The following is a 21,133-nucleotide window of genomic DNA, read 5'->3' as shown; positions in this document are numbered from 1 at the left end:
TCGTCGGGCCCCGGAGGTGCCGCGAGGTTCGTGGCCACCCAGAGCCTGCTGACGCTGGACGCCCGCCACCCCTATGCTGCCAAGTCGCTCATCGACGCCCAGGACATGCACCGGACCGTCATGAGCGGATTCCCCGGCTGGGTGGACGACGGCAGCCCCGACCCCCGTGCCCAGATGGGCATCCTGTCGACCTGGACCCTCGATCTCCGCAACGCGCGGCTCAACCTGGTGGTGCAGTCGTCCGTACCGGCCGACTGGAGCGGCGTTCCCCGTGGTGCCCTGGCGGAGAAGCCGGAGACCCTCACCGTCGACCGCACCTTCCGGGTCGGGGACGGTGTCGACTTCCGTACGGTCGTCAACCCGGTCCGCAGCATTCCGCCGCCGCCGGGCTCACCGCCGAAGACCCGCGGGACCCGTGTCGCGCACACCCGGCCCGAGCATGTGAAGCGGTGGTTCGCGCAGCGTCTGCAACCGGCCGGTGAGCCCGCGACCGCGCCCAACGGCGTCACCCGTGTCGGCGCCGACGCGGACACCGAGCGGCTCGCCCTGCGCATGCTCCCGCGTGTCTCCAGCTCGGCGAAGAACAAGAACCTGCGTCTCGGGCGTGCCGAGATCAAGGGCACCTTCACGGTGACCGATCCGAAGGCGTTCGTCGCCGCTCTTGCCCAGGGCATCGGCCATGCGCGCGCCTACAGTTGCGGATTGATCCTGGTGCGCTGAGGGAGACGGTGGTCAACCGGTCGCGCACGGGCTTCCGTTGAGGGTGAACCCGCTCGGTGTGCCGTTCCCGCCGTCCAGCCTGCCGATGAAGCCGAACGAGACCGTCCCGTGGGCGGCGACCTCGCGGTTGTAGCTCTTGGCGTCCGTCGTGACCCGGGCGCCGTCCTGGTGCGGGGTGGCGTCCCAGGTCTGGCCGATGTGCTGGCCGTCGGGGAAGGTCCAGGCGAGCTGCCAGCCGGAGAGGGGGGCGTCGGTGGTGATGCGGACGCCAGCCTGGAAGCCGTCGCTCCACTGGTCGTCGAGGTGGTAGTCGACGCGGCAGGTGGTGGGGGTGCTCGGGGTGGGGGTCTGCGACGGGGTCGCGGTGGGGCGGGGCGCGGAGGGCGTGGGTTTGCGGGTGGGGGTCGGCTTCGGGGGTGCGGGGACCGGGAGGGTGCGGGTGGTCGCCGGGGCCGCCGAGCGGGAGGGGGCCGGGGTGGGGTCGGGGTGCGGGGTGTCGGGGGCGGCGACCGGCTTCTGGTCGTCGCGGGCGGAGACGTCGGCGTCGTCCGCGGTGCCGAAGGGCATCAGGGAGACGCCCAGGGCGATCGCCGACAGTAGTCCGGCCGCCGCCAGGAGGCTGCCGCGCAGGACGCGGCCGCGGGCCGCCTCGTCGTCCGTACGCAGCCCCGGCCCCGAGGCCGTGCCCACGCCGAGGCGGACCTCGGCGGCGCGGCGACGGCGTTCCAGGTAGGCGAGGGCACCCCAGCCGATGACGCCTCCGGCGAGCGCGGCCGGGATGCCGCCGCCGTGCAGGCGCAGGCAGGCCGCGGCCTCGGCGCAGGGCACGCAGGTGGCGAGATGGCGGGAGAGGTCCTCGGGGGTCTCGGCGCCCGGTGAGCGGGTGACGGCGTCCAGCAGCCGGGCGTAGCTGCGGCACTCGGCGTCCAGCGGGGTGTCCCGGTGGGCGCGGTGGCAGCGGTCGTGGAACAGGACGCGGACCTGGTCGAGTTCGGCGGCCGTGGTCAGCGGGTCCAGGCGGAGGCGGCGGGCGACGGTGGGCAGCGGGAGGGCCTCCACCTCGGCGAGCCAGAGCAGCGTGGCGTCGGCCTCCGGCATGTCCCGCAGTCCGCGCAGCGCGACGGGGCGGCCCAGTGGCGGGCCGGTGTAGCGGGCGGCGGCCTCGGAGTTGAGCCAGAGGCGGAGGTCGGGGTCGAGCTTGTGGCCCTTGCCCGCGCTCTCCCAGCCGACCGCCGTCTCCCGTACGGCGGTGAGGAGTCGGGGGATGACCGGCAGCCGGGTGGTGCGGCCACCACGTACGGCGCCCTGCGCGGCCCTCAGTTCACGCATCCCCGACGTGAAGGCCTCGTCGGCCAGTTGGTGTGCCGTTCCCGCTCCCGCCGTGCACAGGTCCGCGTAGGAGAGGACCGCGTCCCAGCACTCGGCGAACAGCGCTGCCTCGGCGGCGTCCTGAGGGGGCGACAGATCGGGCATCGGTCTCCAGCGTCCACGAGCGAGGGGCAACTCATCGAAAAAGCGATGGAGTTGGGGGGCCTCGCGGAGGCAGGAGCCTTTCACGCCGCCGCCGGGCTGACAAGCGGGTCAGGCGGATCGGGTGAGCGCCCCATCGCCCGGCGTGACCGTGACCGACCGCCGCGCGCCCGCCACTCCGTCAGGGGATACGGAAGCGGACGCTCAGCGGTTCAGAGCCACGCGGGGTCAGATCTCCACGCGCTCCTCGGCGGAGAGGCTGTCCATGAAGGAGCTGACGGAGAACACCGCGTTGCCGGGGCCGGGCGGGCCGTAGCCGGGCGGGTAGGAGAGACCGAAGTCGTCCATGGTGTTGCGGTACGCCTCCAGCAGCCGGATGTGGTACTCCAGCGGCGCGCCCTGCGGGTTGGCCTTGCCGAGCGGGGTGGTGGGCTCGGGGCACCAGGTGGTGAAGCGGGGCGTGATGCCGTGCGACATGAAGAAGCGCAGCCCCTCGGTGGTGGAGGCGATGGCCTCGTCGACGCTGGTGAAGCCGAAGGGCTCGGCCATCTCCACGCCCGCCACGAAGTTGGGGATCACGTTGCGCGCGCCGAACACGTCGGCGGAGTCCAGGATGCGCTTGTGCCACTCGTCGCGGCCGACGTACCGCTCCTTGCCGGGGCAGTACATCTTGAACAGGTACTCGTCCCACACCTCGAAGTTGGGGTGGTAGATCTGCACGCCGTAGTCCTTGAAGCGCTGGACGTCCGGCTTGGGCAGCGCCTGCGCGACGACCTTGCCGATCCAGCGGCCCGGGAAGTGCTCCTCGATGGCCTTGGCGTACCGCCCGTAGAAGTCGGCCTCGTCCAGCCCCTGGACCTTCGACGTGATCGCGCCGCCGGTGAGGGTGTACGCGGTGGAGATCTTGGCGGTGTCGTACTTGTCGATGATCTCCAGCGCCTCGAGGACCTCGTCGACGTCCTTCACGCCCGTGTACGGCCGTCCCGCCGCCTTGTGCTGGCGCCAGTTGTGGTTGATGTCGCAGTACTGGCACTCCTCCTTGGCGCCGAAGTACTGGCAGACGCGGAACGCGGTCAGGTAGATCAGGTAGCCCCACTGGATGGTGGGGGCGACCTCCATGACCGACTTCCCGTTGGAGAGCTTGTGCCGGTAGTACTCCGGCATCGGGGGCACGCCGACGTCGGAGATCCGCTTGCCGTCGAGGTAGAGGCCGAGCTGGCCGTGCTCGTCGGAGGCGACCCGGTAGGGGGAGGCCGGGTTCACGCGGACCGAGACGACGGTGCGCCGCAGGTCGTAGGGGCCGCCGGTGAGGATGATCTCCTCCGGGGGCCTGCGCAGCGCGGCCTCGCCCAGCTCGGGCAGGGTGCCGTGGTCGAAGGAGAAGATGAAGTAGGACTTCGGCTTGACCTCGCCACTCTCGTTGTCGCTGAGCGCCGAGGGGTCGAAGGCGACTCCGCCCCGGAGCAGGTCCTCCTTGAAGACGGCTTCCCGCGGCACATGCGGGAACCTCTCCATCAGATCTTCGACCAGCGCGGTGCGGCTGCCCATCCCTGTCTCCTCCCGGCTCACACGTACATCTCACACCGTATGCCCCCACTTCCCGGCAAGCCCTCCCGGGGGGCTGTGAGGTGCCCGACGTGTTGCCCCGGACGATCTTCCACCTGCGGGGTCTCCCCAGGTCACGGGAGTGATGAGAGGGTCTGGGCACAGGCATTCTCGGGGAGGGACGGCAGGGATGAGCGGGTCGGCGCGGGCGGTCACCAACTGGGCGCGGAACATCACGTACACGGGCGCGGAGTTCCACCGGCCCGCCTCGGAGGAGGTGCTGCGGGAGCTGGTGGCGGGCAGTCCGCGGGTGCGGGTGCTGGGCAGCGGGCACTCCTTCAACCGGATCGCGGACCCCGGCGCCGGGGGCGTGCTGCTGTCGGTGGCCGGGCTGCCGACCGTGATCGACGTGGACACGACGGCCCGGACGGTACGGGTCGGCGGCGGGGTCCGGTACGCGGAGCTGGCCCGCACGGTCCACGCGCACGGGCTGGCGCTGGCCAACATGGCTTCCCTGCCGCACATTTCGGTCGCCGGGTCGGTGGCGACGGGCACCCATGGCTCCGGTGTGGGCAACGGTCCGCTGGCGTCGGCGGTGCGCGAGGTGGAGCTGATCACGGCGGACGGCGGCACGCTGCGGATCGCCCGCGGGGACGCCCGTTTCGACGGTGCCGTCACCTCGCTGGGCGCGCTCGGCGTGGTCACCGCGCTCACCCTCGACCTGGAACCGGCGTACGAGGTCGAGCAGCATGTCTTCGCCGAACTCCCCCTGGCCGGGCTGGAGTACGAGACGGTCGCGGCCTCGGCGTACAGCGTGAGCCTGTTCACCGACTGGCGGGCGCCGGGGTTCCGGCAGGTGTGGCTGAAGCGGCGCACCGACCAGGCGCCGGTGGACTTCCCGTGGGCGGAACCGGCGGCCGGGCCCATGCACCCGGTGCCAGGGATGCCCGCCGTCAACTGCACCGAGCAGGGTGGCGTGCCCGGCCCCTGGCATGAGCGACTCCCCCATTTCCGGGCGGAGTTCACACCCAGCAGCGGGTCGGAGCTCCAGTCGGAGTACCTGCTGCCGAGGGCGGACGCGACGGCCGCGCTGCACGCCCTGGACGCGATCCGGGCGACGCTCGCCGAGGTGGTGCTGACCTGCGAGGTACGCACGGTCGCGGCGGACACGCAGTGGCTCAGCCCGGCGTACGGGCGGGACTCGGTGGCGCTGCACTTCACCTGGATCGAGGACGCGGCGCGCGTGCTCCCCGTGGTCCGCGCGGTGGAGGCCGCGCTCGGCACGCTGGACGCCCGGCCGCACTGGGGGAAGGTGTTCGAGATGCCGTCGGCGGTCATGAAGGGGCGGCTTCCCCGGCTGGCCGACTTCCGCGCGCTGGCCGCCGAGCTGGACCCCGCGGGCAAGTTCGCCAATGAATTCGTGCGGGAGATTCTTGCCTAGAGGCTCTAGGATGCAGGCTAGGCATCCAAGGAGGCAGGGTCATGGCGCGTGCGGGGATCACGGCGGACCGGCTGGTCGCGGCCGCCGCCGAGCTGGCGGACGAGGTCGGTTTCGAGCAGGTCACCCTGTCCGCCCTGGCCCGGCGCTTCGGCGTGAAGGACGCGAGCCTCTACTCGCACGTCCGGAACCTGAACGACCTGCGCACCCGGCTCGCGCTGCACGCGGGCGGCGAGCTGATCGACCGCATCGCGGCGGGGGTCGCCGGACGCGCGGGCCGGGACGCGCTGACCGCGTTCGCGGACGCCTACCGCGCCTACGCCCTCGAACACCCCGGCCGGTACGCGGCCACCCAGATCCGCATCGACCAGTCCCTGGTGGCGGACTCCCCCGCCCTGCGCCGCACCGCCGAGATCACCTACGGGATGCTGCGCGCCTACGGCCTCGCGGAGCCCGACCTCACCGACGCGGTACGCCTGCTGCGCAGCACCTTCCACGGCTACTGCGTCCTGGAGTCGGCGGGCGGCTTCGGCGCCGACCGCGCGGTGGACGCCTCCTGGGACAAGGGCGTCGAGGCGCTGCACCGGGCGCTCGAACACTGGCCGAGGGAGACCGAGTGACGACACCCGACTTCGACATCACCGGCACCGGCCCGGTGCTGCTCATCCTGCCGGGCGGCGCCGGGCACCCGATGGGGCTGGGTCCGCTGACCGCGCGGCTGGCACGCCGGTTCACCGTGGTGACGTACGACCCGCTGGGCCTGGCGCACGGCCGCCTCGGGCAGCCGGTGCCGGACCAGCGGCCGGAGGACTGGGCCGATGGCGCGGACCGGGTGCTGGGAGCGGTGCTGCCGCCCGGTGGGCGGGGGTACGTGTTCGGGACCAGCTCGGGCGGGATCGCGGCGCTCGCGCTGGCCGCGCGGCATCCGGAGCGGCTGGCGCACGTGGTCGCGCACGAGCCGCCCTGCGCGCTGGTGCTGCCGGACGGGGCGGAGCGGCGCCGCGAGCTGATCGCCGCGCTGGACGGGCCCGAGCGGCCGCCCGCCGAGGGGCCGGACGCGACCCCGATGGGCGTCTTCCTCGCCCACGTCCTGGGTCCGTTCACCGCGTACGTCCCCGCGTCCCGGCCGGACCGGCTGACGCTCGCCGCGGGAGCGGACTCACGCGGCCAACTCGCCTGTCGCGCAGCGGAGTTCCTGGCCGACGGGTCTCTCCTCGAACTCCCCGGCGGCCATCTCGGCACCCTGGAGCACCCGGTCGAGTTCGCGGACCGGCTCACCGCCGCCCTCACGTCGGTTAGCGTCGAGTGATGAGCACCGACCTGGCCACCGCCCTCACCGACGGTCCGCCGCTCGTCCTGGACGGCGGCCTCTCCAACCAGCTGGCGGCGGCCGGGCACGACCTGAGCGACGAGCTGTGGTCGGCGCGGCTGCTCGCGGAGGCCCCGGAGGCGCTCACCGAGGCACACCTCGCCTACTACACGGCGGGCGCCGACGTGGCGATCACCGCCAGCTACCAGGCCACCTTCGAGGGCTTCGCGAAGCGCGGGATCGGCAGAGCAGCGGCCGCGCGCCTCATGGCGTCCAGCGTGGAGCTGGCCCGCGAGGCCGCCCGGCGGGCCGCCGTCCCCCGCCCGCTGTGGGTGGCGGCCTCGGTGGGCCCGTACGGCGCGATGCTCGCGGACGGCTCCGAGTACCGGGGCCGCTACGGCCTGACCGGCGCCGAACTGGAACGCTTCCACCGCCCCCGCCTGGAGGTCCTGGCCGAGGCCGCTCCCGACGTCCTGGCCCTGGAGACGATCCCGGACACCGAGGAGGCGGCGGCCCTGCTGCGCGCGATACGCGGCCTGGGCGTCCCCGCCTGGCTTTCCTACAGCGTCGACGGCGACCGCACCCGCGCCGGTCAGCCCCTGGAGGAGGCGTTCGCCCTGGCCGCCGACGCCGAGGAGATCATCGCGGTGGGCGTGAACTGCTGCGACCCCGAGGACGTCCCGCGCGCCGTGGAGACGGCGGCCCGGGTGACGGGCAAGCCGGTGGTCGCCTACCCGAACAGCGGCGAGACCTGGAACGCGACCACCCGCACCTGGGACGACGCCCCCACCATCGCCCCCGCTCACCCGGCCGAGGGCGTCCGTCTGATCGGCGGCTGCTGCCGCGTGGGCCCGGAGACGATCACCGCGATCGCCCGGTCGCTGGGCCGGGGCTGACCGTCCGGTCAGCGCCTCCGCAGCACCGGGGACCTGCGCAGCCGCCGTACCGCCGCGAGCCGGTCCGGTGAAGGGGTCTGGCGGGGTACGAGGGGGCGGGTCCAGAGGGCGAGTTCCGCGTCTCGGGCGCCGTGGGCCAGGTCGGGGCCGGTGGTGTCGAAGACGCGGGTGGGGCGGGACGCGTCCCAGGCGGGCCAGCCGGGGTCTCCCTCGGTGGCGAAGCCGACCCAGGAGGCGTGCATGGTGTCGGCCAGGGACTGCGGGGCGCCCTTGCCCGCCAGCATGACCGCCTCCTCGACCTCTCCGGTGTCGAAGACGAAGCCGAGTTCCAGGGAGTGGCAGGCGCCGAGGCCGGGGCGCAGGGACGGCCAGGCGAACTCGTACACGTGGGCGTGCGAGGGGCGGGCGTCGGCCAGGCGGCGCAGGGGGAGGCGGAGCATGTGGTCGGTGACCAGCTGGCCGACCAGTTCGGCGGCGCCCGCCGACGGGTTCAGGGCGCGGTAGCCGCGCGGCACCTCGGGGCCGACGCGGCAGCGGGCCATCGCCCCGGCCAGCGCGACCGCGCCGAGCCGGTCGACGTGCTCGACCAGGCCGCCGGGCACCAGCCACAGCCGGTACTCGTCCCGGGTCCAGCCCAGCAGCAGGTCGACGCCGGGCGCGGCGTCGCCGTCGGTGAGGGCGCGCAGCGGGTCGGTGGGGACGAGGTCGCCGTCGACGACGAGGCCGAAGCCGGGCCCGCCCAGGACGGGGCTGCTGCGTCGGCTCACCTCGGCCTGGGTACGGAGCAGCAGGTCGCGGTCGACGGCCGCGAAGGCGGCGGCGGTCGCCGGGACCTTCAGCCGGGTGGCCATCCGGCGCACCATGCGCCGTACCTTCTCGCGGTCCGAGACCTCGGGCGCCCCGCTCTGCAGCACCGCCCGGCGGACCAGCCCGCGCGCCTGCGGGGCCGCGATCAGGACGCCGGTGCTGATCGCGCCGGCCGACTGCCCGGCCAGGGTGATGTTGCCGGGGTCGCCGCCGAAGGCCGCGATGGACTCGTGGACCCAGGCCAGCGCGGCGAGCTGGTCGCGCAGGCCCAGGTTGGCGGGGGCGTCGGGGAAGAGGCCGTAGCCCTCGACGCCGAGCCGGTAGTTCACCGAGACGAGGACGACGCCGTCGCGGGCGAAGGCGCGGCCGTCGTACACCGGAACCGCCGAGGAACCCCTGGTCAGCGCGCCGCCGTGCAGCCAGACCAGCACCGGGAGGCGGGCTCCGGGGCCCGGCTCGGGGGTCCAGACGTTGAGGTTGAGGCAGTCGTCGCCGGGGACCGAGGGGTCGGCGAGGTACTGGGCGAACGCCTCGGAGTACGGCGGTTTCGGCGGGGTGGGCCCGAAGGCACCGGCGTCCCGCACACCGTCCCAGGGCTCGGGCGGCTCGGGGGCGCGGAAGCGGCGGGGGCCGAAGGGGGGTGCCGCGTAGGGGATGCCCCGGAACACCGCGTTCCCGTGCTCGTACCGGCCGCGTACCGCGCCGTACGGGGTGCGGGCCACCGGGCCCGTCCGGTCAGCCGTCATCGCCCACCAGCCCTTCGTCGCCGGTGCGGCCGCCGGGGCGGCGCGCACCACATCTGTCTCCCAGAGCGCCGCTCGGAGTGGATCTATTCCGGTGCACCGACCGTCCGTACGGTCAGTCGTCCTGGGGGCCCTTGGGGGGCTGGTGGCCGTTCCTGGTGTGGCCGCGCAGCCGCCCGGTGATGTCCTCCGGGGGCAGGAAGCGGGACCAGCGCTCGGGGAACTCGGACGGCATGTCCGGGTCGTCCGGGTCGGCGTCGCGCAGCCCGGCCGCCCAGGCGACGTAGTCCGCGACCTGGGCCTCCCGCTGGCGTTCGTTGGCCTCGCGGGCGGCGGCGGTCGCGGCGGCGGGCCAGACCCGGTCGATGGCGGCGTTGACGGCGGCGCCGACCAGCACGGCGAACGCGGACACGCCGATCCACAGCAGCACGGCGACGGCGGCGGCGAGGGAGCCGTAGATGGTGGCGCCCTCGATGGTGTGGGTGAGGTAGACGCGCAGCAGGAGGCTGCCCACCACCCACATGGCGAGGGCGACCAGCGCGCCGGGCACGTCCTCGATCCACGGCGAGCGGACCGGGACGGACACGTGGTAGAGCGTGGTCAGGAAGACGATGGACAGCACGATGACGACCGGCCAGTACAGCACCTGCACGACCGTCGCCGACCAGGGCAGCACCCCGACCACCGCGTCCGGCCCGGCCACCATCAGCGGCAGCGCCACCGAGCCGATCAGCAGCGCGACCACGAACAGCAGGAACGCCATGATCCGGGTCTTGACGATGCCCCGGACGCCGTCCAGGCCGTACATGACGGTGATGGTGTCGATGAAGACGTTCACCGCGCGCGAGCCCGACCAGAGGGCGAACAGGAAGCCGATGGAGATGACGTCGGGCCGCCCGCCCTTCATCACGTCGTCCAGGATCGGCTCGGCGATCTCCTTGACGCCCTTGTCGGACAGGACGGTGCGGGAGGCTTCGAGGAGGTTGGTCTCCAGGCTGTGGATGGTGTCGGCGCCGGTCCAGTCGTCGACGTAGCCGAGCAGGCCGATGAGGCTGAGCAGCAGCGGCGGCACGGACAGCAGCGTGAAGAACGCGGCCTCGGCGGCGAGGCCCAGGATGCGGTACTCCATGCAGGAATTGACGGTGTCCGTCAGCAGCAGCCAGGCCGTCCTCCGTTTGGAGACGTTCCGGTAGAGCGCCTTGGCCCGGTGGAGGCGACCGTGGGGCCGCTTGGGGGATTCGCTTGCTGACTGCACGTCCTAACGGTATCCGCCGCGCCGCGCGCCCCTCACCTCGCGGGGCGTCGTATGTGAAAGGGCCCGGCGGACGGCTCTGCGCCGCGGGGGTGGCGCCGCGCCGACTCGGCACCGCCCCCGCGACACGGGCCCGCGACCGGGCGCGAACGCCGCCCGGAGGCGGCGCGGGACTCAAGTCTCCCGCCGCCCTTCCGGGTTCACCAGGGTTGCAGGGGGTTGCAACTTGTCGCCGACAGTGCGCGGAGGGTGTTCCCGGACACCGGAACGGCGGCAGTATGGGGGACGTCGGCCGACCGGAAACCGCCGTCCGGACGGCTTGACAGAGCTGTGCGCGCTGCCTCGACAGGGAAGGACTCCCGTGGTGAACCCGCCGATGGACGTGGCGCGTCTGGCCGCCGTCGACGCGCCCCGCACGGCACGGATGCTCCGGCAGGTGCGCGAGGCGACGCTCGCCGGGCGACGTGCGCCGATGGCGCCCCGGCCGGTGATCGGACAGTCCTGGGAGCGGGTGCTACGCGGCGGCGTGGACCCCGACCGGGACGTCAGGTCGGGGCTGTTGACCGCCGAGGAGGTGCGCCGCCGCCGGGAGGAGTCGCCGCTCAGGCACGTGCTGCCGGTGCTGCGCGAGGGACTGCTTTCGGTCGCGGACGCCGCCCGGCACATCATGGTCGTCGCGGACGCGGAGAGCAGGGTGCTGTGGCGGGAGGGCTCGCCGTCGGTGCTGCGCCGGGCGGACGGGATCGGCTTCGAGGTCGGCGCGGACTGGCGCGAGGAGGTCGTGGGCACCAACGGGGTGGGCACTCCGGCGGTGGTACGGCGGCCCGTCCAGGTGTTCGCCGCCGAGCACTTCGCCCGCTCGCACGCCGCCTGGACCTGCGCGGGCGCGCCGGTCACCGACCCCAGGGACGGGCGGCTCATCGGCGTGGTGGACATCAGCGGTCCGCTGGAGACCATGCATCCGGCGACCCTGGCCTGGGTGGAGTCGGTCGCCCGGCTCGCCGAGGCCCGGCTGCGCGAGCTGCACCTCGACTCCCTGGAGCGGCTGCGCTCGGTGGCCGCGCCGGTGCTGGCCCGGCTGGACGGGCGGGCGCTCGTGGTGGACCGGGACGGCTGGTCGGCGGCCGTGACGGGGATGCCCTACGTACGCCGGGTCGCGCTGCCCAAGTCCCTTTCTCCGGGCAGGCGCCTGCTGCCGGTGCTGGGCGCGTGCGCGGTGGAGCCGCTGGCCGGGGGCTGGTTGCTGCGGGCGTCCGCCGAGCCGTCGGGCGCGGGCGGTGCCGGACGCCTGGTGCTCGACCTGTCCCGGCCGGAGCGCCGGTTGCTCACGGTGTCCGAGGCGGGCGGCACCTGGTCCCGTGAACTGAGCGAGCGGCACGCGGAGTTGCTGTACCTGCTCGCCGCGCAGCGCGCCGGGCGCAGTGCGGCGGGGCTGGCCGAGGACATGTTCGGCGACCCGTCCCGCACGGTCACCGTCCGGGCGGAGATGTCCCGGGTACGCCGATATCTCGGGACGCTCCTCCTGCATCGGCCGTACCGGTTGCGGGAGGACGCCGAGGCGGAGGTGCTGCTGCCCGGCAACCCCCGTGACCTGCTGCCGCGTTCGACGGCACCGGGGGTGACGCGGCGCCGTGCGGCACAGGAGGCGCGTTGAGCGCCCCCTTTCACGCCGGGCGCCTCCTGCCGCGCAGCGGGCACCTTCCGCGTATTTGCGGGCTCTTGGCCCCGGCGCGAGGCGTGCTGCCGTAGCATCCGAGGCGGGTCCGCCCCGTGCCGGGTGATCAACGCGACGATCGCCGGGCACAGTTGGCCCGCCTCGGGAGGAGACATGAAGCAACGCGGCAGACACCGCAGGCGCAGACGGGGCGTGGCCCTGCGCGCGGCCCTCACCGGGGCCGGGCTGGCGCTCACCGCGGCGGCCACGCTGATCAGCACCTCGCAGGCCGAGGTGGCCGGGAACCCCGGCGCGCTCAGGCCGCTCACCTCCGCCCCCGACACCGCCCCGCTGCGGCTCCAGGAGCGTCTGGAGCCCGCCCCCGTCCTGAACCGGCTCTCCGCGGCCATGGGCCGCCCGGTCGGCGTGGACACCGTGCTCGGCGACGCCGACCGCCAGATGCGCACGGGCGCCGACTGCGCCGACGGCGACCGCTCCTCCCTCCCCCTGACCCCCGAGGCCACCCGTTCCTACTGCTGGGACCCGGCCGACACCACCGACACCGCCTGGCGGCCCGCCGCCGTGACCACCTCCGGCGACGCCGACGAGGACGGCGTCTGGGGCAGCCACCGGGTGGTGCTGACCGGCTGGACGCACGCCACCGACACCGGGAACCGGGCCGAACGCGGCCTGACCCGCGTCGCGTTCACCAGCCTCGACGACCCCGCCCGGCCCGTCTACCGCTGGGTCCTGCTGGTGGTGCCCACCAGCGGCGGCCGGGACTACCGCGCCCTGACCTCGGGCATCTCGGGCATGGTCTGGAACCACGGCAAGCTGCTGGTCACCGCCGCCGACGGCGGCGCCGAGGCGCTCTACGTCTACGACCTCGACCGCATCCAGCGCACCACCACCAACGAGCCCGCCGTCGGCCGGGTGCCGCACGGCTGGTCGGCCGCCGGGTACCGGTACGTGCTGCCCGCCGTGGGCTCGTACCGCTACGCCCAGGGCCGCTGCGCGGGCGGCCGGCCACCGTGTCCCGGGCCGCTCGCGCTGGACCGGAGCACCGCCCCGGACAGCCTGGTCGCGGCCGAGCGCACCGCTCCGGACGGCGCGCGCCGCGCCCGGCTGTGGCGGTACGCGTTCAGCTCCGACCCGGCGCGCGCGGGTCTGCTCGCCGCCGACTCCGCGGGGCACACCGACGCGGTCGAGGTGTTCCGGACGAAGGCGCGGGGTGTGCGGGGTGTGCTGTCGTACCGGCACGCCGGGGCGGCGGGCGCCTCCTGGTACACCGGCCAGCTGCCCGGCGCCGAGGACGGCCGGGGCGGGCTGTGGCGGCAGGACGCGGACGGCGCGAAGGGCGCCCGCTGCGGCGCGGACGGCTCGCACCACTGCTGGACGGAGTCGGCGGTGTCGCTGTCGTACTGGCAGGAGACCGGCGAGGTGTGGTCGCTGTCGGACCGCATGCTGTTCGCCGTGCCGCTGGCCTCGCTGGAAAGCTCGCTGGACTGAGCCGTGATCCCGCCGCCGACGATCGACAGTCCGACGGGCGGGATGATTCCCTGAGCCCATGAGCAGCGTCCCTGTCACCACCTGGTCCCTGGAACAGACCTCGCCGTCCGACCTCCTGCCCGCCGCGGCACCCGAGGGCGACGCGGTGCGGATCGTCCGGGCCGAGGTGCCGTCCCCCGAGTTCAACCGGTTCCTGTACGCCTCGGTCGGCGGCGACATCCAGTGGACCGACCGGCTCGGCTGGACCCACGCGCGGTGGCGGGAGTACCTCGCGCGGCCGGGCGTGGAGACCTGGGTGGCGTACGAGCGGGGCACGCCCGCCGGGTACGTCGAGCTGGAGGCGACCGGGGAGGGCGTGGTGGAGATCGCCTACTTCGGTCTGCTGCCCGCGTTCCGGGGGCGCCGGATCGGCGGGCATCTGCTGTCGGTGGGCACCGCCCGCGCCTGGGACCTGGCGACGCGGTGGCCCGGCCTCGATCCGGTCAAGCGGGTGTGGCTGCACACCTGCAGCAAGGACGGCCCGTACGCGCGGGACAACTATCTGCGGCGCGGCTTCACGCTGTTCGACACGAAGGTCGAGCTGGAGACGGAGCTGCCGACACCCGGACCATGGCCGGGCGCGTTCCTGGGCGACTGATCCGGACCCGGCCCGCACCCTGTCTCGCCATTCAGAATAGATCCGTCCAGATGGCGGACAATGGTGGACTGGCCCGAGAGGCGCGTGACACGCTGCCGTCATGTCTGGAACTGGAATCGCCTTGGTGAGTCGACGGCACGTCGACCTCGGCCGCATGTCCAGCGCCATGTGTCGGGCGAGCTGAGCACTCCAGCGCCGCCGACCTCTTGCTTCACCCCGTTCAGCGCAATGCCGCGCACGTGTGCCCCGCGTGCGCCCATGCGCGCAGGCCAGAGCCGATTTGCCGCCTGTTTCTGATGTGTCGCCTGTTCCTAAGGACGTAGAACCATGGCCCCCAGTCCCCAGGACCCCGCTGCCGCCGCGCCCCGCCGCAAGGTGAGCCGTCACCGTGGTGAGGGCCAGTGGGCGGCGGGACACCACACCCCGCTCAACGGCAACGAACAGTTCAAGAAGGACGACGACGGTCTCAATGTGCGGACACGCATTGAGACGATCTACGCCAAGCGGGGTTTCGACTCCATCGACCCCAACGACCTGCGCGGGCGCATGCGCTGGTGGGGTCTGTACACCCAGCGCAAGCCCGGTATCGACGGCGGCAAGACCGCGATCCTCGAACCGGAGGAGCTGGACGACAAGTACTTCATGCTGCGGGTGCGCATCGACGGCGGCCGGCTGACCACCGCCCAGCTCCGCGTGATCGGTGAGATCTCGCAGGAGTTCGCGCGTGGCACCGCCGACATCACCGACCGGCAGAACATCCAGCTGCACTGGATCAGGATCGAGGACGTGCCGGAGATCTGGCGGCGCCTCGAAGCGGTGGACCTGTCCACCACCGAGGCGTGCGGCGACGTCCCGCGCGTGATCCTCGGCTCGCCGGTCGCGGGCATCGCCGAGGACGAGATCCTCGACGGCACCTGGGCCATCGAGGAGATCCAGCGCCGGATCATCGGCAACAAGGACTTCTCCAACCTGCCGCGCAAGTTCAAGTCCGCGGTCTCCGGTTCGCCCCTGCTGGACGTGGCGCACGAGATCAACGACATCGCGTTCGTCGGCGTCGACCACCCCGAGCACGGGCCGGGTTTCGACCTGTGGGTGGGTGGCGGCCTGTCCACCAACCCCAAGCTCGGGGTACGGCTGGACGCCTGGGTGCCGCTGGCGGAGGTGCCGGACGTCTACGAGGGCGTCATCTCCATCTTCCGGGACTACGGCTACCGCAGGCTCCGCAACCGCGCCCGGCTGAAGTTCCTGGTCGCGGACTGGGGCCCGGAGAAGTTCCGGCAGGTGCTGGAGGACGAGTACCTCGGCCGCAAGCTGCTCGACGGCCCCGCGCCCGAGCAGCCGGTGGAGCGCTGGCGCGACCACGTCGGCGTGCACCGCCAGCGCGACGGCCGTTTCTACGTCGGGTTCGCCCCGCGCGTCGGCCGGGTCGACGGCGCCACCCTGGCCAAGATCGCCGGGGTCGCCGAGGAGCACGGCTCCGGCCGGGTCCGCACCACCACCGAGCAGAAGATGATCGTGCTGGACGTCGAGGGCGACCAGGTCGAGTCCCTCGCCGCCGCTCTCGAGGCGCTGGACCTGCGGGTCACCCCCTCGCCGTTCCGGCGGGGCACGATGGCCTGCACCGGCATCGAGTTCTGCAAGCTGGCCATCGTCGAGACCAAGGCGCGCGGCAGCGCCCTCATCGACGAACTGGAGCGCCGACTGCCGGAGTTCGAGGAGCCGATCACCATCAACCTCAACGGCTGCCCGAACGCCTGCGCCCGCATCCAGGTGGCGGACATCGGTCTCAAGGGCCAGTTGATGATGGACGAGGACGGCAACCAGGTCGAGGGCTACCAGGTGCACCTGGGCGGCGCGCTCGGCCTTGAGGCGGGCTTCGGCCGCAAGGTGCGCGGCCTGAAGGTGACTTCGCGGGAGCTGCCCGACTACGTCGAGCGCGTGCTGCGCCGCTTCGAGGACGAGCGCGCCGACGGCGAGCGGTTCGCCGCGTGGGCCGCGCGGGCCAGTGAGGAGGCGCTGTCGTGAGCGAGCGTGCCGCACCGTTCCACTGCCCCTACTGCGGGGACGAGGACCTGCGCCCGAGCGAGGAGGGCCACGGCGCCTGGGAATGCGGAGCCTGCAATCGCGCCTTTCGGCTGAAGTTCCTCGGGCTGCTCGCCCGGGGGCTGAAGCGGGGCGACGACGGAGGGGACGACCGGATATGACGATCGCTCAGAAAGAGCGCACCGAGGACGAGTTGCGGGACCTGGCCGAGCGTGCGGGCCGCGAGCTGGAGGACGCCTCCGCGCTGGAGGTGCTGCGCTGGGCGGTGGACACCTTCGGCGAGAAGTTCTGCGTGACCTCCTCCATGGAGGACGCCGTGGTGGCCCACCTGGCCTCGCGGGTGCGGCCCGGCGTGGACGTGGTGTTCCTCGACACCGGCTACCACTTCCCCGAGACCATCGGCACCCGGGACGCCGTGGACGCCGTGATGGACGTCAACGTCGTCACGCTCACCCCCGAGAAGACCGTCGCCGAGCAGGACGCCGAGCACGGGCCCCGGCTGCACGACCGCGACCCCGACCTGTGCTGCGCCCTGCGCAAGGTCCAGCCGCTGGAAGCGGGTCTGACGGGGTATCAGGCGTGGGCCACCGGGCTGCGCCGGGACGAGTCGCCGACGCGGGCGAACACCCCGGTCGTCGGATGGGACGCCCGGCGCCGCAAGGTCAAGGTCTCCCCCATCGCCCGCTGGACCCAGGACGACGTGGACGCCTACGTCGCCGAACACGGTGTGCTCACCAACCCGTTGCTGATGGACGGCTACGCGTCGGTGGGCTGCGCCCCCTGCACCCGGCGGGTGCTGGAGGGCGAGGACGCGCGGGCGGGCCGCTGGGCCGGACGCGGCAAGACCGAGTGCGGGCTGCACGGATGACGACCCATCAGAACAAGGAGCGAGAAGACGTGACGACCGGAGCCACCGTCTGGCTCACTGGTCTGCCGAGCGCGGGCAAGACCACCATCGCCACCGAACTGGCCGCCCGGCTGCGCGCCGAGGGACGGCGCGTGGAGGTGCTCGACGGCGACGAGATCCGCGAGTTCCTCTCGGCCGGGCTCGGCTTCGCCCGCGAGGACCGGCACACCAACGTCCAGCGCATCGGCTTCGTGGCCGAACTCCTCGCCCGCAACGGCGTGCTGGCGCTGGTCCCGGTGATCGCGCCCTACGCGGACAGCCGCGAGGCGGTGCGCAAGCGGCACACGGCGAACGGCACCCCGTACCTGGAGGTCCATGTGGCGACCCCGGTCGAGGTGTGCGGCGAGCGGGACGTGAAGGGGCTGTACGCCCGGCAGGCCGCGGGTGAGCTGACCGGGCTCACCGGTGTGGACGACCCGTACGAGGAGCCGGTGACGCCGGACCTCCGGATCGAGACGCAGGGACAGAGCGTCGCGCGGTCGGCGGCCGCGGTGCACGCCCTGCTCGGCGAGAGGGGACTGGCATGACGACGACCGTCGCCAAGGTCACGGGAGGCGGCGAGGGCACGGACAGCCCGTACGCCCTCTCGCACCTGGACGCGCTGGAGTCCGAGGCGGTGCACATCTTCCGCGAGGTGGCGGGCGAGTTCGAGAACCCGGTGATCCTGTTCTCCGGGGGCAAGGACTCGATCGTCATGCTGCATCTGGCGCTGAAGGCGTTCGCGCCCGCAGCCGTGCCCTTCGCCCTGCTCCATGTGGACACCGGACACAACTTCCCCGAGGTGCTGGAGTACCGGGACCGTGTGGTGGCCGCACATGGGCTGCGCCTCCATGTGGCCTCCGTACAGGACTACATCGACCGGGGTGTGCTCAAGGAACGTCCCGACGGCACCCGTAACCCGCTGCAGACGCTGCCGCTGACGGAGAAGATCCAGAGCGAGCGGTTCGACGCGGTGTTCGGCGGCGGGCGGCGCGACGAGGAGAAGGCCCGCGCCAAGGAGCGGGTGTTCTCGCTGCGGGACGAGTTCTCCCAGTGGGACCCGCGCCGCCAGCGCCCGGAGCTGTGGAACCTGTACAACGGCCGCCACGCCCCCGGTGAGCACGTCCGGGTGTTCCCGCTGTCCAACTGGACCGAGCTGGACGTGTGGCAGTACATCGCCCGCGAGGGCATCGAGCTGCCGGAGATCTACTTCGCGCACGAGCGCGAGGTGTTCTCCCGCAGCGGCATGTGGCTGACGGCCGGCGAGTGGGGCGGCCCGAAGGAGACCGAGCCGGTCCAGACCCGGCTGGTGCGGTACCGCACGGTGGGCGACATGTCCTGCACGGGCGCCGTCGACTCCGACGCGACCACGCTGGAGGCGGTCATCACCGAGATCGCCGCGTCCCGGCTCACCGAGCGGGGCGCGACCCGCGCCGACGACAAGCTCTCCGAGGCCGCGATGGAAGACCGCAAGCGCGAGGGGTACTTCTGACCATGAGCACGATCACCACCGAGGCGCTCTCGGCCACCACCCTGCTCCGGTTCGCCACCGCGGGCTCCGTCGACGACGGCAAGTCCACCCTGGTCGGACGGCTGCTGCACGACTCCAAGTCGGTCCTGGTGGACCAACTGGAGGCCGTGGAGCGGGCGTCCGCGAGCCGGGGCCAGGAGGCGCCGGACCTGGCGCTGCTCACCGACGGCCTGCGGGCCGAGCGGGAGCAGGGCATCACCATCGACGTGGCCTACCGCTACTTCGCCACCCCGCGCCGCCGTTTCATCCTGGCCGACACGCCGGGGCATGTGCAGTACACCCGGAACATGGTCACCGGCGCCTCCACCGCCGAGCTGACCGTGGTCCTGGTCGACGCCCGCAACGGCGTGGTCGAGCAGACCCGCCGCCACGCGGCCATCGCCGCCCTGCTGCGCGTGCCGCACGTGGTGCTGGCGGTGAACAAGATGGACCTGGTCGGCTACGAGGAGCGCGTCTTCGCCGCCATCGCCGAGGAGTTCACGGCGTACGCGACCGAGCTGGGCGTCCCGGAGGTCACCGCGATCCCGATCTCGGCGCTGGCCGGGGACAACGTGGTCGACGCCTCCGCCCGGATGGACTGGTACGGCGGCCCGACCGTGCTGGAGCACCTGGAGACCGTGCCGGTCAGCCACGACCTGGCGCACTGCCACGCCCGGCTGCCGGTGCAGTACGTGATCCGCCCGCAGACCGCCGACCTCCCCGACTACCGGGGGTACGCCGGACAGATCGCGTCCGGCACCTTCCGGGTGGGCGAGGAGGTCACGGTGCTGCCGTCCGGCCGGACCTCCACCATCGCCGGGATCGACCTGCTGGGCGAACCGGTGGACGTCGCCTGGACCACGCAGTCGGTGACCGTGCTGCTGGCGGACGACGTGGACGTCTCGCGCGGCGACCTGATCGTGCCGACGAAGGACGCGCCCGCGACCACGCAGGACGTGGAGGCGACCGTCTGCCATGTCGCCGACCAGCCGCTCACCGTCGGCCACCGGGTGCTGCTCAAGCACGGCACGCGCACGGTGAAGGCGATCGTCAAGGACATCCCGTCCCGGCTCACCCTGGCCGACCTGTCCCTGCACCCCCATCCGGGGACGCTCGCCGCCAATGACATCGGCCGGGTGAAGATCCGTACCGCCGAACCGCTGCCGGTCGACTCCTACGCCGACTCGCGCCGCACCGGCTCCTTCATCCTGATCGACCCCAGCGACGGCACCACCCTCACCGCGGGCATGGTCGGCGAGTCCTTCGCCGCGCCCGAGCCGGTGACGGACGCCGACGACGACGGGTGGGACTTCTGACCATGCGGGCCACCGAGGTCTTCTCGACGTTCGCCAAGGAGGGCGGCCGCATCGGCAGCGGCGCGCTCGGCTCCGGGCAGGGCGGGGTCGCGCGATGTGCGCGCTGACGTACGCGCACCGCTCGCGCGCCCTGCTCCCCCACGCATCGCCCTCCTCCCACCCGACGACGTCCCGGTTGCGACGACGAAGACCCATCGACCTCCCGGCCACGGCCTGACCGCCGTGACCCCGGGCCGACGAGAGGAAACGCCTCCCGTGCCTGCCATCAGTTCGCCGCTGCCGCGCCGCGGTCTCACCGTCCTCGCCGTACTCCCCCTGCTGGCCCTCGCGGCCTGCGGTTACGGGTCCGAGGCCAAGGACGACGCCGCCAACCAGAAGGTCGCCGCCGGAGCCAAGAAGATCGACGGTCTGGACTCCGTCAAGATCGGCTACTTCGGCAACCTCACCCACGCCACCGCGCTGGTCGGCCGCCAGCAGGGCCTGTTCCAGAAGGAACTGGGCGCCACCAAGGCCGACTACGCCACCTTCAACGCGGGCCCCTCCGAGATCGAGGCGCTCAACTCCGGCTCCATCGACATCGGCTGGATCGGCCCCTCCCCCGCGATCAACGGCTACACCAAGTCCGGCGGCCGCAGCCTGAAGATCATCGGCGGTTCGGCGTCCGGCGGGGTGAAGCTGGTCGTGAACCCCAAGAAGATCAAGTCGGTCAAGGACGTCAAGGGCAAGCGGATCGCCACGCCCCAGCTCGGCAACACCCAGGACGTCGCCTTCCTCAACTGGGCGGCGGAGCAGGGCTACAAGGTCGACGCGCAGAGCGGCAAGGGTGACGTCACCGTGGTCCGCAGTGACAACAAGGTGACCCCGGACGCCTTCAAGGCCGGTTCCGTGGACGGCGCCTGGGTGCCGGAGCCGACCGCGTCCAAGCTGGTCGCCGAGGGCGGCAAGGTGCTGCTGGACGAGTCCGACCTGTGGCCGGACAAGAAGTTCGTGATCACCAATGTGATCGTGTCGCAGAAGTTCCTCAAGGAGCACCCGAAGGCCGTCGAGGCGGTCCTGCGGGCGTCGGTGCGCACCAACAAGTGGATCAAGGCCAACCCGGACGCGGCGAAGGAGTCGGCGAACAAGCAGCTGGAGGCGGACTCCGGCAAGTCGCTGCCCCCGGCCGTGCTGGACCCGGCGTGGAAGTCGATCCAGACCACCGACGACCCGCTGGCCGCCACGCTGAACACCGAGGCCGACCACGCGGTCAAGGCGGGTCTGCTCGCGAAGCCCGACCTCAAGGGCATCTACGACCTGACCCTGCTCAACAAGGTCCTCGGCGCCGAGGGCGCCCCCAAGGTCGACGCCGCCGGGCTCGGCACCAGCTGACCGACGCCAACCGATGAGTCTCCAGGAGGT

The 21,133-nt window shown here is 72.9% G+C and carries 20 protein-coding genes; 16 read left to right on the top strand and 4 right to left on the bottom strand.

Going from position 1 to position 21,133, the window contains the following annotated elements; translation table 11 throughout:
- The first annotated feature begins 30 nt into the window (after window positions 1-30).
- On the top strand, window positions 31-720 hold the full coding sequence (locus ACIPPM_RS01875) for a type I-E CRISPR-associated protein Cas6/Cse3/CasE (protein WP_401441964.1): 690 nt from the start codon (window positions 31-33) through the stop codon (window positions 718-720).
- A 12-nt stretch (window positions 721-732) separates the two neighbouring features.
- Here the strand turns inward: ACIPPM_RS01875 and ACIPPM_RS01870 are convergent, their stop codons facing one another.
- Both ACIPPM_RS01870 and ACIPPM_RS01865 read right to left on the bottom strand, forming a co-directional pair.
- Window positions 733-2,193 carry a cellulose binding domain-containing protein gene (locus ACIPPM_RS01870; protein WP_401441963.1) on the bottom strand — a complete coding sequence of 487 codons (1,461 nt, stop codon included), beginning with the start codon at window positions 2,191-2,193 and terminating at the stop codon, window positions 733-735.
- A gap of 225 nt (window positions 2,194-2,418) precedes the next feature.
- Window positions 2,419-3,738 carry a radical SAM protein gene (locus ACIPPM_RS01865; RefSeq protein ID WP_389002490.1) on the bottom strand — a complete coding sequence of 440 codons (1,320 nt, stop codon included), beginning with the start codon at window positions 3,736-3,738 and terminating at the stop codon, window positions 2,419-2,421.
- 187 nt (window positions 3,739-3,925) lie between these two features.
- Here ACIPPM_RS01865 and ACIPPM_RS01860 point away from each other — a divergent pair, with 187 nt between their 5' ends.
- Genes ACIPPM_RS01860 through mmuM form a run of 4 tightly spaced genes read left to right on the top strand, consistent with a single transcriptional unit; the run spans window position 3,926 to window position 7,378 of the window.
- Window positions 3,926-5,176 carry a D-arabinono-1,4-lactone oxidase gene (locus ACIPPM_RS01860; protein ID WP_401441962.1) on the top strand — a complete coding sequence of 417 codons (1,251 nt, stop codon included), beginning with the start codon at window positions 3,926-3,928 and terminating at the stop codon, window positions 5,174-5,176.
- Window positions 5,177-5,217: 41 nt separating this feature from the next.
- Window positions 5,218-5,793, top strand: coding sequence for a TetR/AcrR family transcriptional regulator (locus ACIPPM_RS01855; RefSeq protein ID WP_401441960.1), 576 nt, complete (start codon window positions 5,218-5,220; stop codon window positions 5,791-5,793).
- Window positions 5,790-6,482, top strand: a complete 693-nt coding sequence (locus ACIPPM_RS01850) for an alpha/beta fold hydrolase (protein ID WP_401441958.1) — start codon at window positions 5,790-5,792, stop codon at window positions 6,480-6,482. The genes ACIPPM_RS01855 and ACIPPM_RS01850 overlap by 4 nt, the downstream gene beginning before the upstream one ends.
- Window positions 6,482-7,378, top strand: coding sequence for a homocysteine S-methyltransferase (gene mmuM / locus ACIPPM_RS01845; protein ID WP_401441957.1), 897 nt, complete (start codon window positions 6,482-6,484; stop codon window positions 7,376-7,378). The genes ACIPPM_RS01850 and mmuM overlap by 1 nt, the downstream gene beginning before the upstream one ends.
- Before the next feature lie 8 nt (window positions 7,379-7,386).
- On the opposite strand, the gene ACIPPM_RS01840 is transcribed toward mmuM, so the two are convergent.
- Window positions 7,387-8,931 (bottom strand): carboxylesterase/lipase family protein, encoded by a 1,545-nt coding sequence (locus tag ACIPPM_RS01840; protein WP_401444117.1) that lies wholly within the window; start codon window positions 8,929-8,931, stop codon window positions 7,387-7,389.
- A 112-nt stretch (window positions 8,932-9,043) separates the two neighbouring features.
- Complete coding sequence (locus ACIPPM_RS01835; RefSeq protein ID WP_401441956.1) at window positions 9,044-10,183, bottom strand: YihY/virulence factor BrkB family protein; 1,140 nt, start codon at window positions 10,181-10,183, stop codon at window positions 9,044-9,046.
- Between the two features lie 373 nt (window positions 10,184-10,556).
- On the opposite strand from ACIPPM_RS01835, the gene ACIPPM_RS01830 reads away from it, so the two are divergent.
- The 11 genes from ACIPPM_RS01830 to ACIPPM_RS01780 all read left to right on the top strand — a co-directional run bounded on the left by ACIPPM_RS01830 (window position 10,557) and on the right by ACIPPM_RS01780 (window position 21,103).
- Window positions 10,557-11,834, top strand: a complete 1,278-nt coding sequence (locus ACIPPM_RS01830) for a GAF domain-containing protein (RefSeq protein ID WP_401444115.1) — start codon at window positions 10,557-10,559, stop codon at window positions 11,832-11,834.
- Window positions 11,835-12,008: 174 nt separating this feature from the next.
- Window positions 12,009-13,343 carry a hypothetical protein gene (locus ACIPPM_RS01825; RefSeq protein WP_401441955.1) on the top strand — a complete coding sequence of 445 codons (1,335 nt, stop codon included), beginning with the start codon at window positions 12,009-12,011 and terminating at the stop codon, window positions 13,341-13,343.
- A 58-nt stretch (window positions 13,344-13,401) separates the two neighbouring features.
- A complete protein-coding gene (locus ACIPPM_RS01820) occupies window positions 13,402-13,980 on the top strand; it encodes a GNAT family N-acetyltransferase (RefSeq protein WP_401441954.1) in 579 nt (192 codons plus the stop codon).
- A 100-nt stretch (window positions 13,981-14,080) separates the two neighbouring features.
- A complete protein-coding gene (locus tag ACIPPM_RS01815) occupies window positions 14,081-14,164 on the top strand; it encodes a putative leader peptide (RefSeq protein WP_350748019.1) in 84 nt (27 codons plus the stop codon).
- A 143-nt stretch (window positions 14,165-14,307) separates the two neighbouring features.
- Entirely contained in the window at window positions 14,308-16,005 is a 1,698-nt protein-coding gene (locus ACIPPM_RS01810; protein WP_401441952.1) for a nitrite/sulfite reductase, read from the top strand.
- Window positions 16,002-16,184, top strand: coding sequence for a hypothetical protein (locus ACIPPM_RS01805; RefSeq protein ID WP_130336901.1), 183 nt, complete (start codon window positions 16,002-16,004; stop codon window positions 16,182-16,184). The genes ACIPPM_RS01810 and ACIPPM_RS01805 overlap by 4 nt, the downstream gene beginning before the upstream one ends.
- A complete protein-coding gene (locus tag ACIPPM_RS01800; protein ID WP_401441950.1) occupies window positions 16,181-16,891 on the top strand; it encodes a phosphoadenylyl-sulfate reductase in 711 nt (236 codons plus the stop codon). The genes ACIPPM_RS01805 and ACIPPM_RS01800 overlap by 4 nt, the downstream gene beginning before the upstream one ends.
- Window positions 16,888-17,457, top strand: a complete 570-nt coding sequence (gene cysC / locus ACIPPM_RS01795) for an adenylyl-sulfate kinase (protein WP_401441949.1) — start codon at window positions 16,888-16,890, stop codon at window positions 17,455-17,457. Before ACIPPM_RS01800 ends, cysC begins: the two co-directional genes overlap by 4 nt.
- Window positions 17,454-18,401 (top strand): sulfate adenylyltransferase subunit CysD, encoded by a 948-nt coding sequence (gene cysD / locus ACIPPM_RS01790; protein ID WP_389002530.1) that lies wholly within the window; start codon window positions 17,454-17,456, stop codon window positions 18,399-18,401. The genes cysC and cysD overlap by 4 nt, the downstream gene beginning before the upstream one ends.
- 2 nt (window positions 18,402-18,403) lie before the next feature.
- Window positions 18,404-19,735, top strand: a complete 1,332-nt coding sequence (locus ACIPPM_RS01785; RefSeq protein ID WP_401441947.1) for a sulfate adenylyltransferase subunit 1 — start codon at window positions 18,404-18,406, stop codon at window positions 19,733-19,735.
- Between the two features lie 255 nt (window positions 19,736-19,990).
- The gene (locus tag ACIPPM_RS01780; RefSeq protein WP_401441946.1) at window positions 19,991-21,103 is read left to right on the top strand and encodes an aliphatic sulfonate ABC transporter substrate-binding protein; all 1,113 of its coding nucleotides are present in this window, start codon (window positions 19,991-19,993) and stop codon (window positions 21,101-21,103) included.
- Window positions 21,104-21,133: the final 30 nt, after the last annotated feature.

The organism is Streptomyces sp. NPDC090119 (assembly GCF_044747085.1).
In the GTDB taxonomy this organism is placed as follows: domain Bacteria; phylum Actinomycetota; class Actinomycetes; order Streptomycetales; family Streptomycetaceae; genus Streptomyces.
The sequence above is the reverse complement of the archived record's forward strand: the minus strand, read 5'-3'. Positions and strand labels throughout refer to the sequence as shown.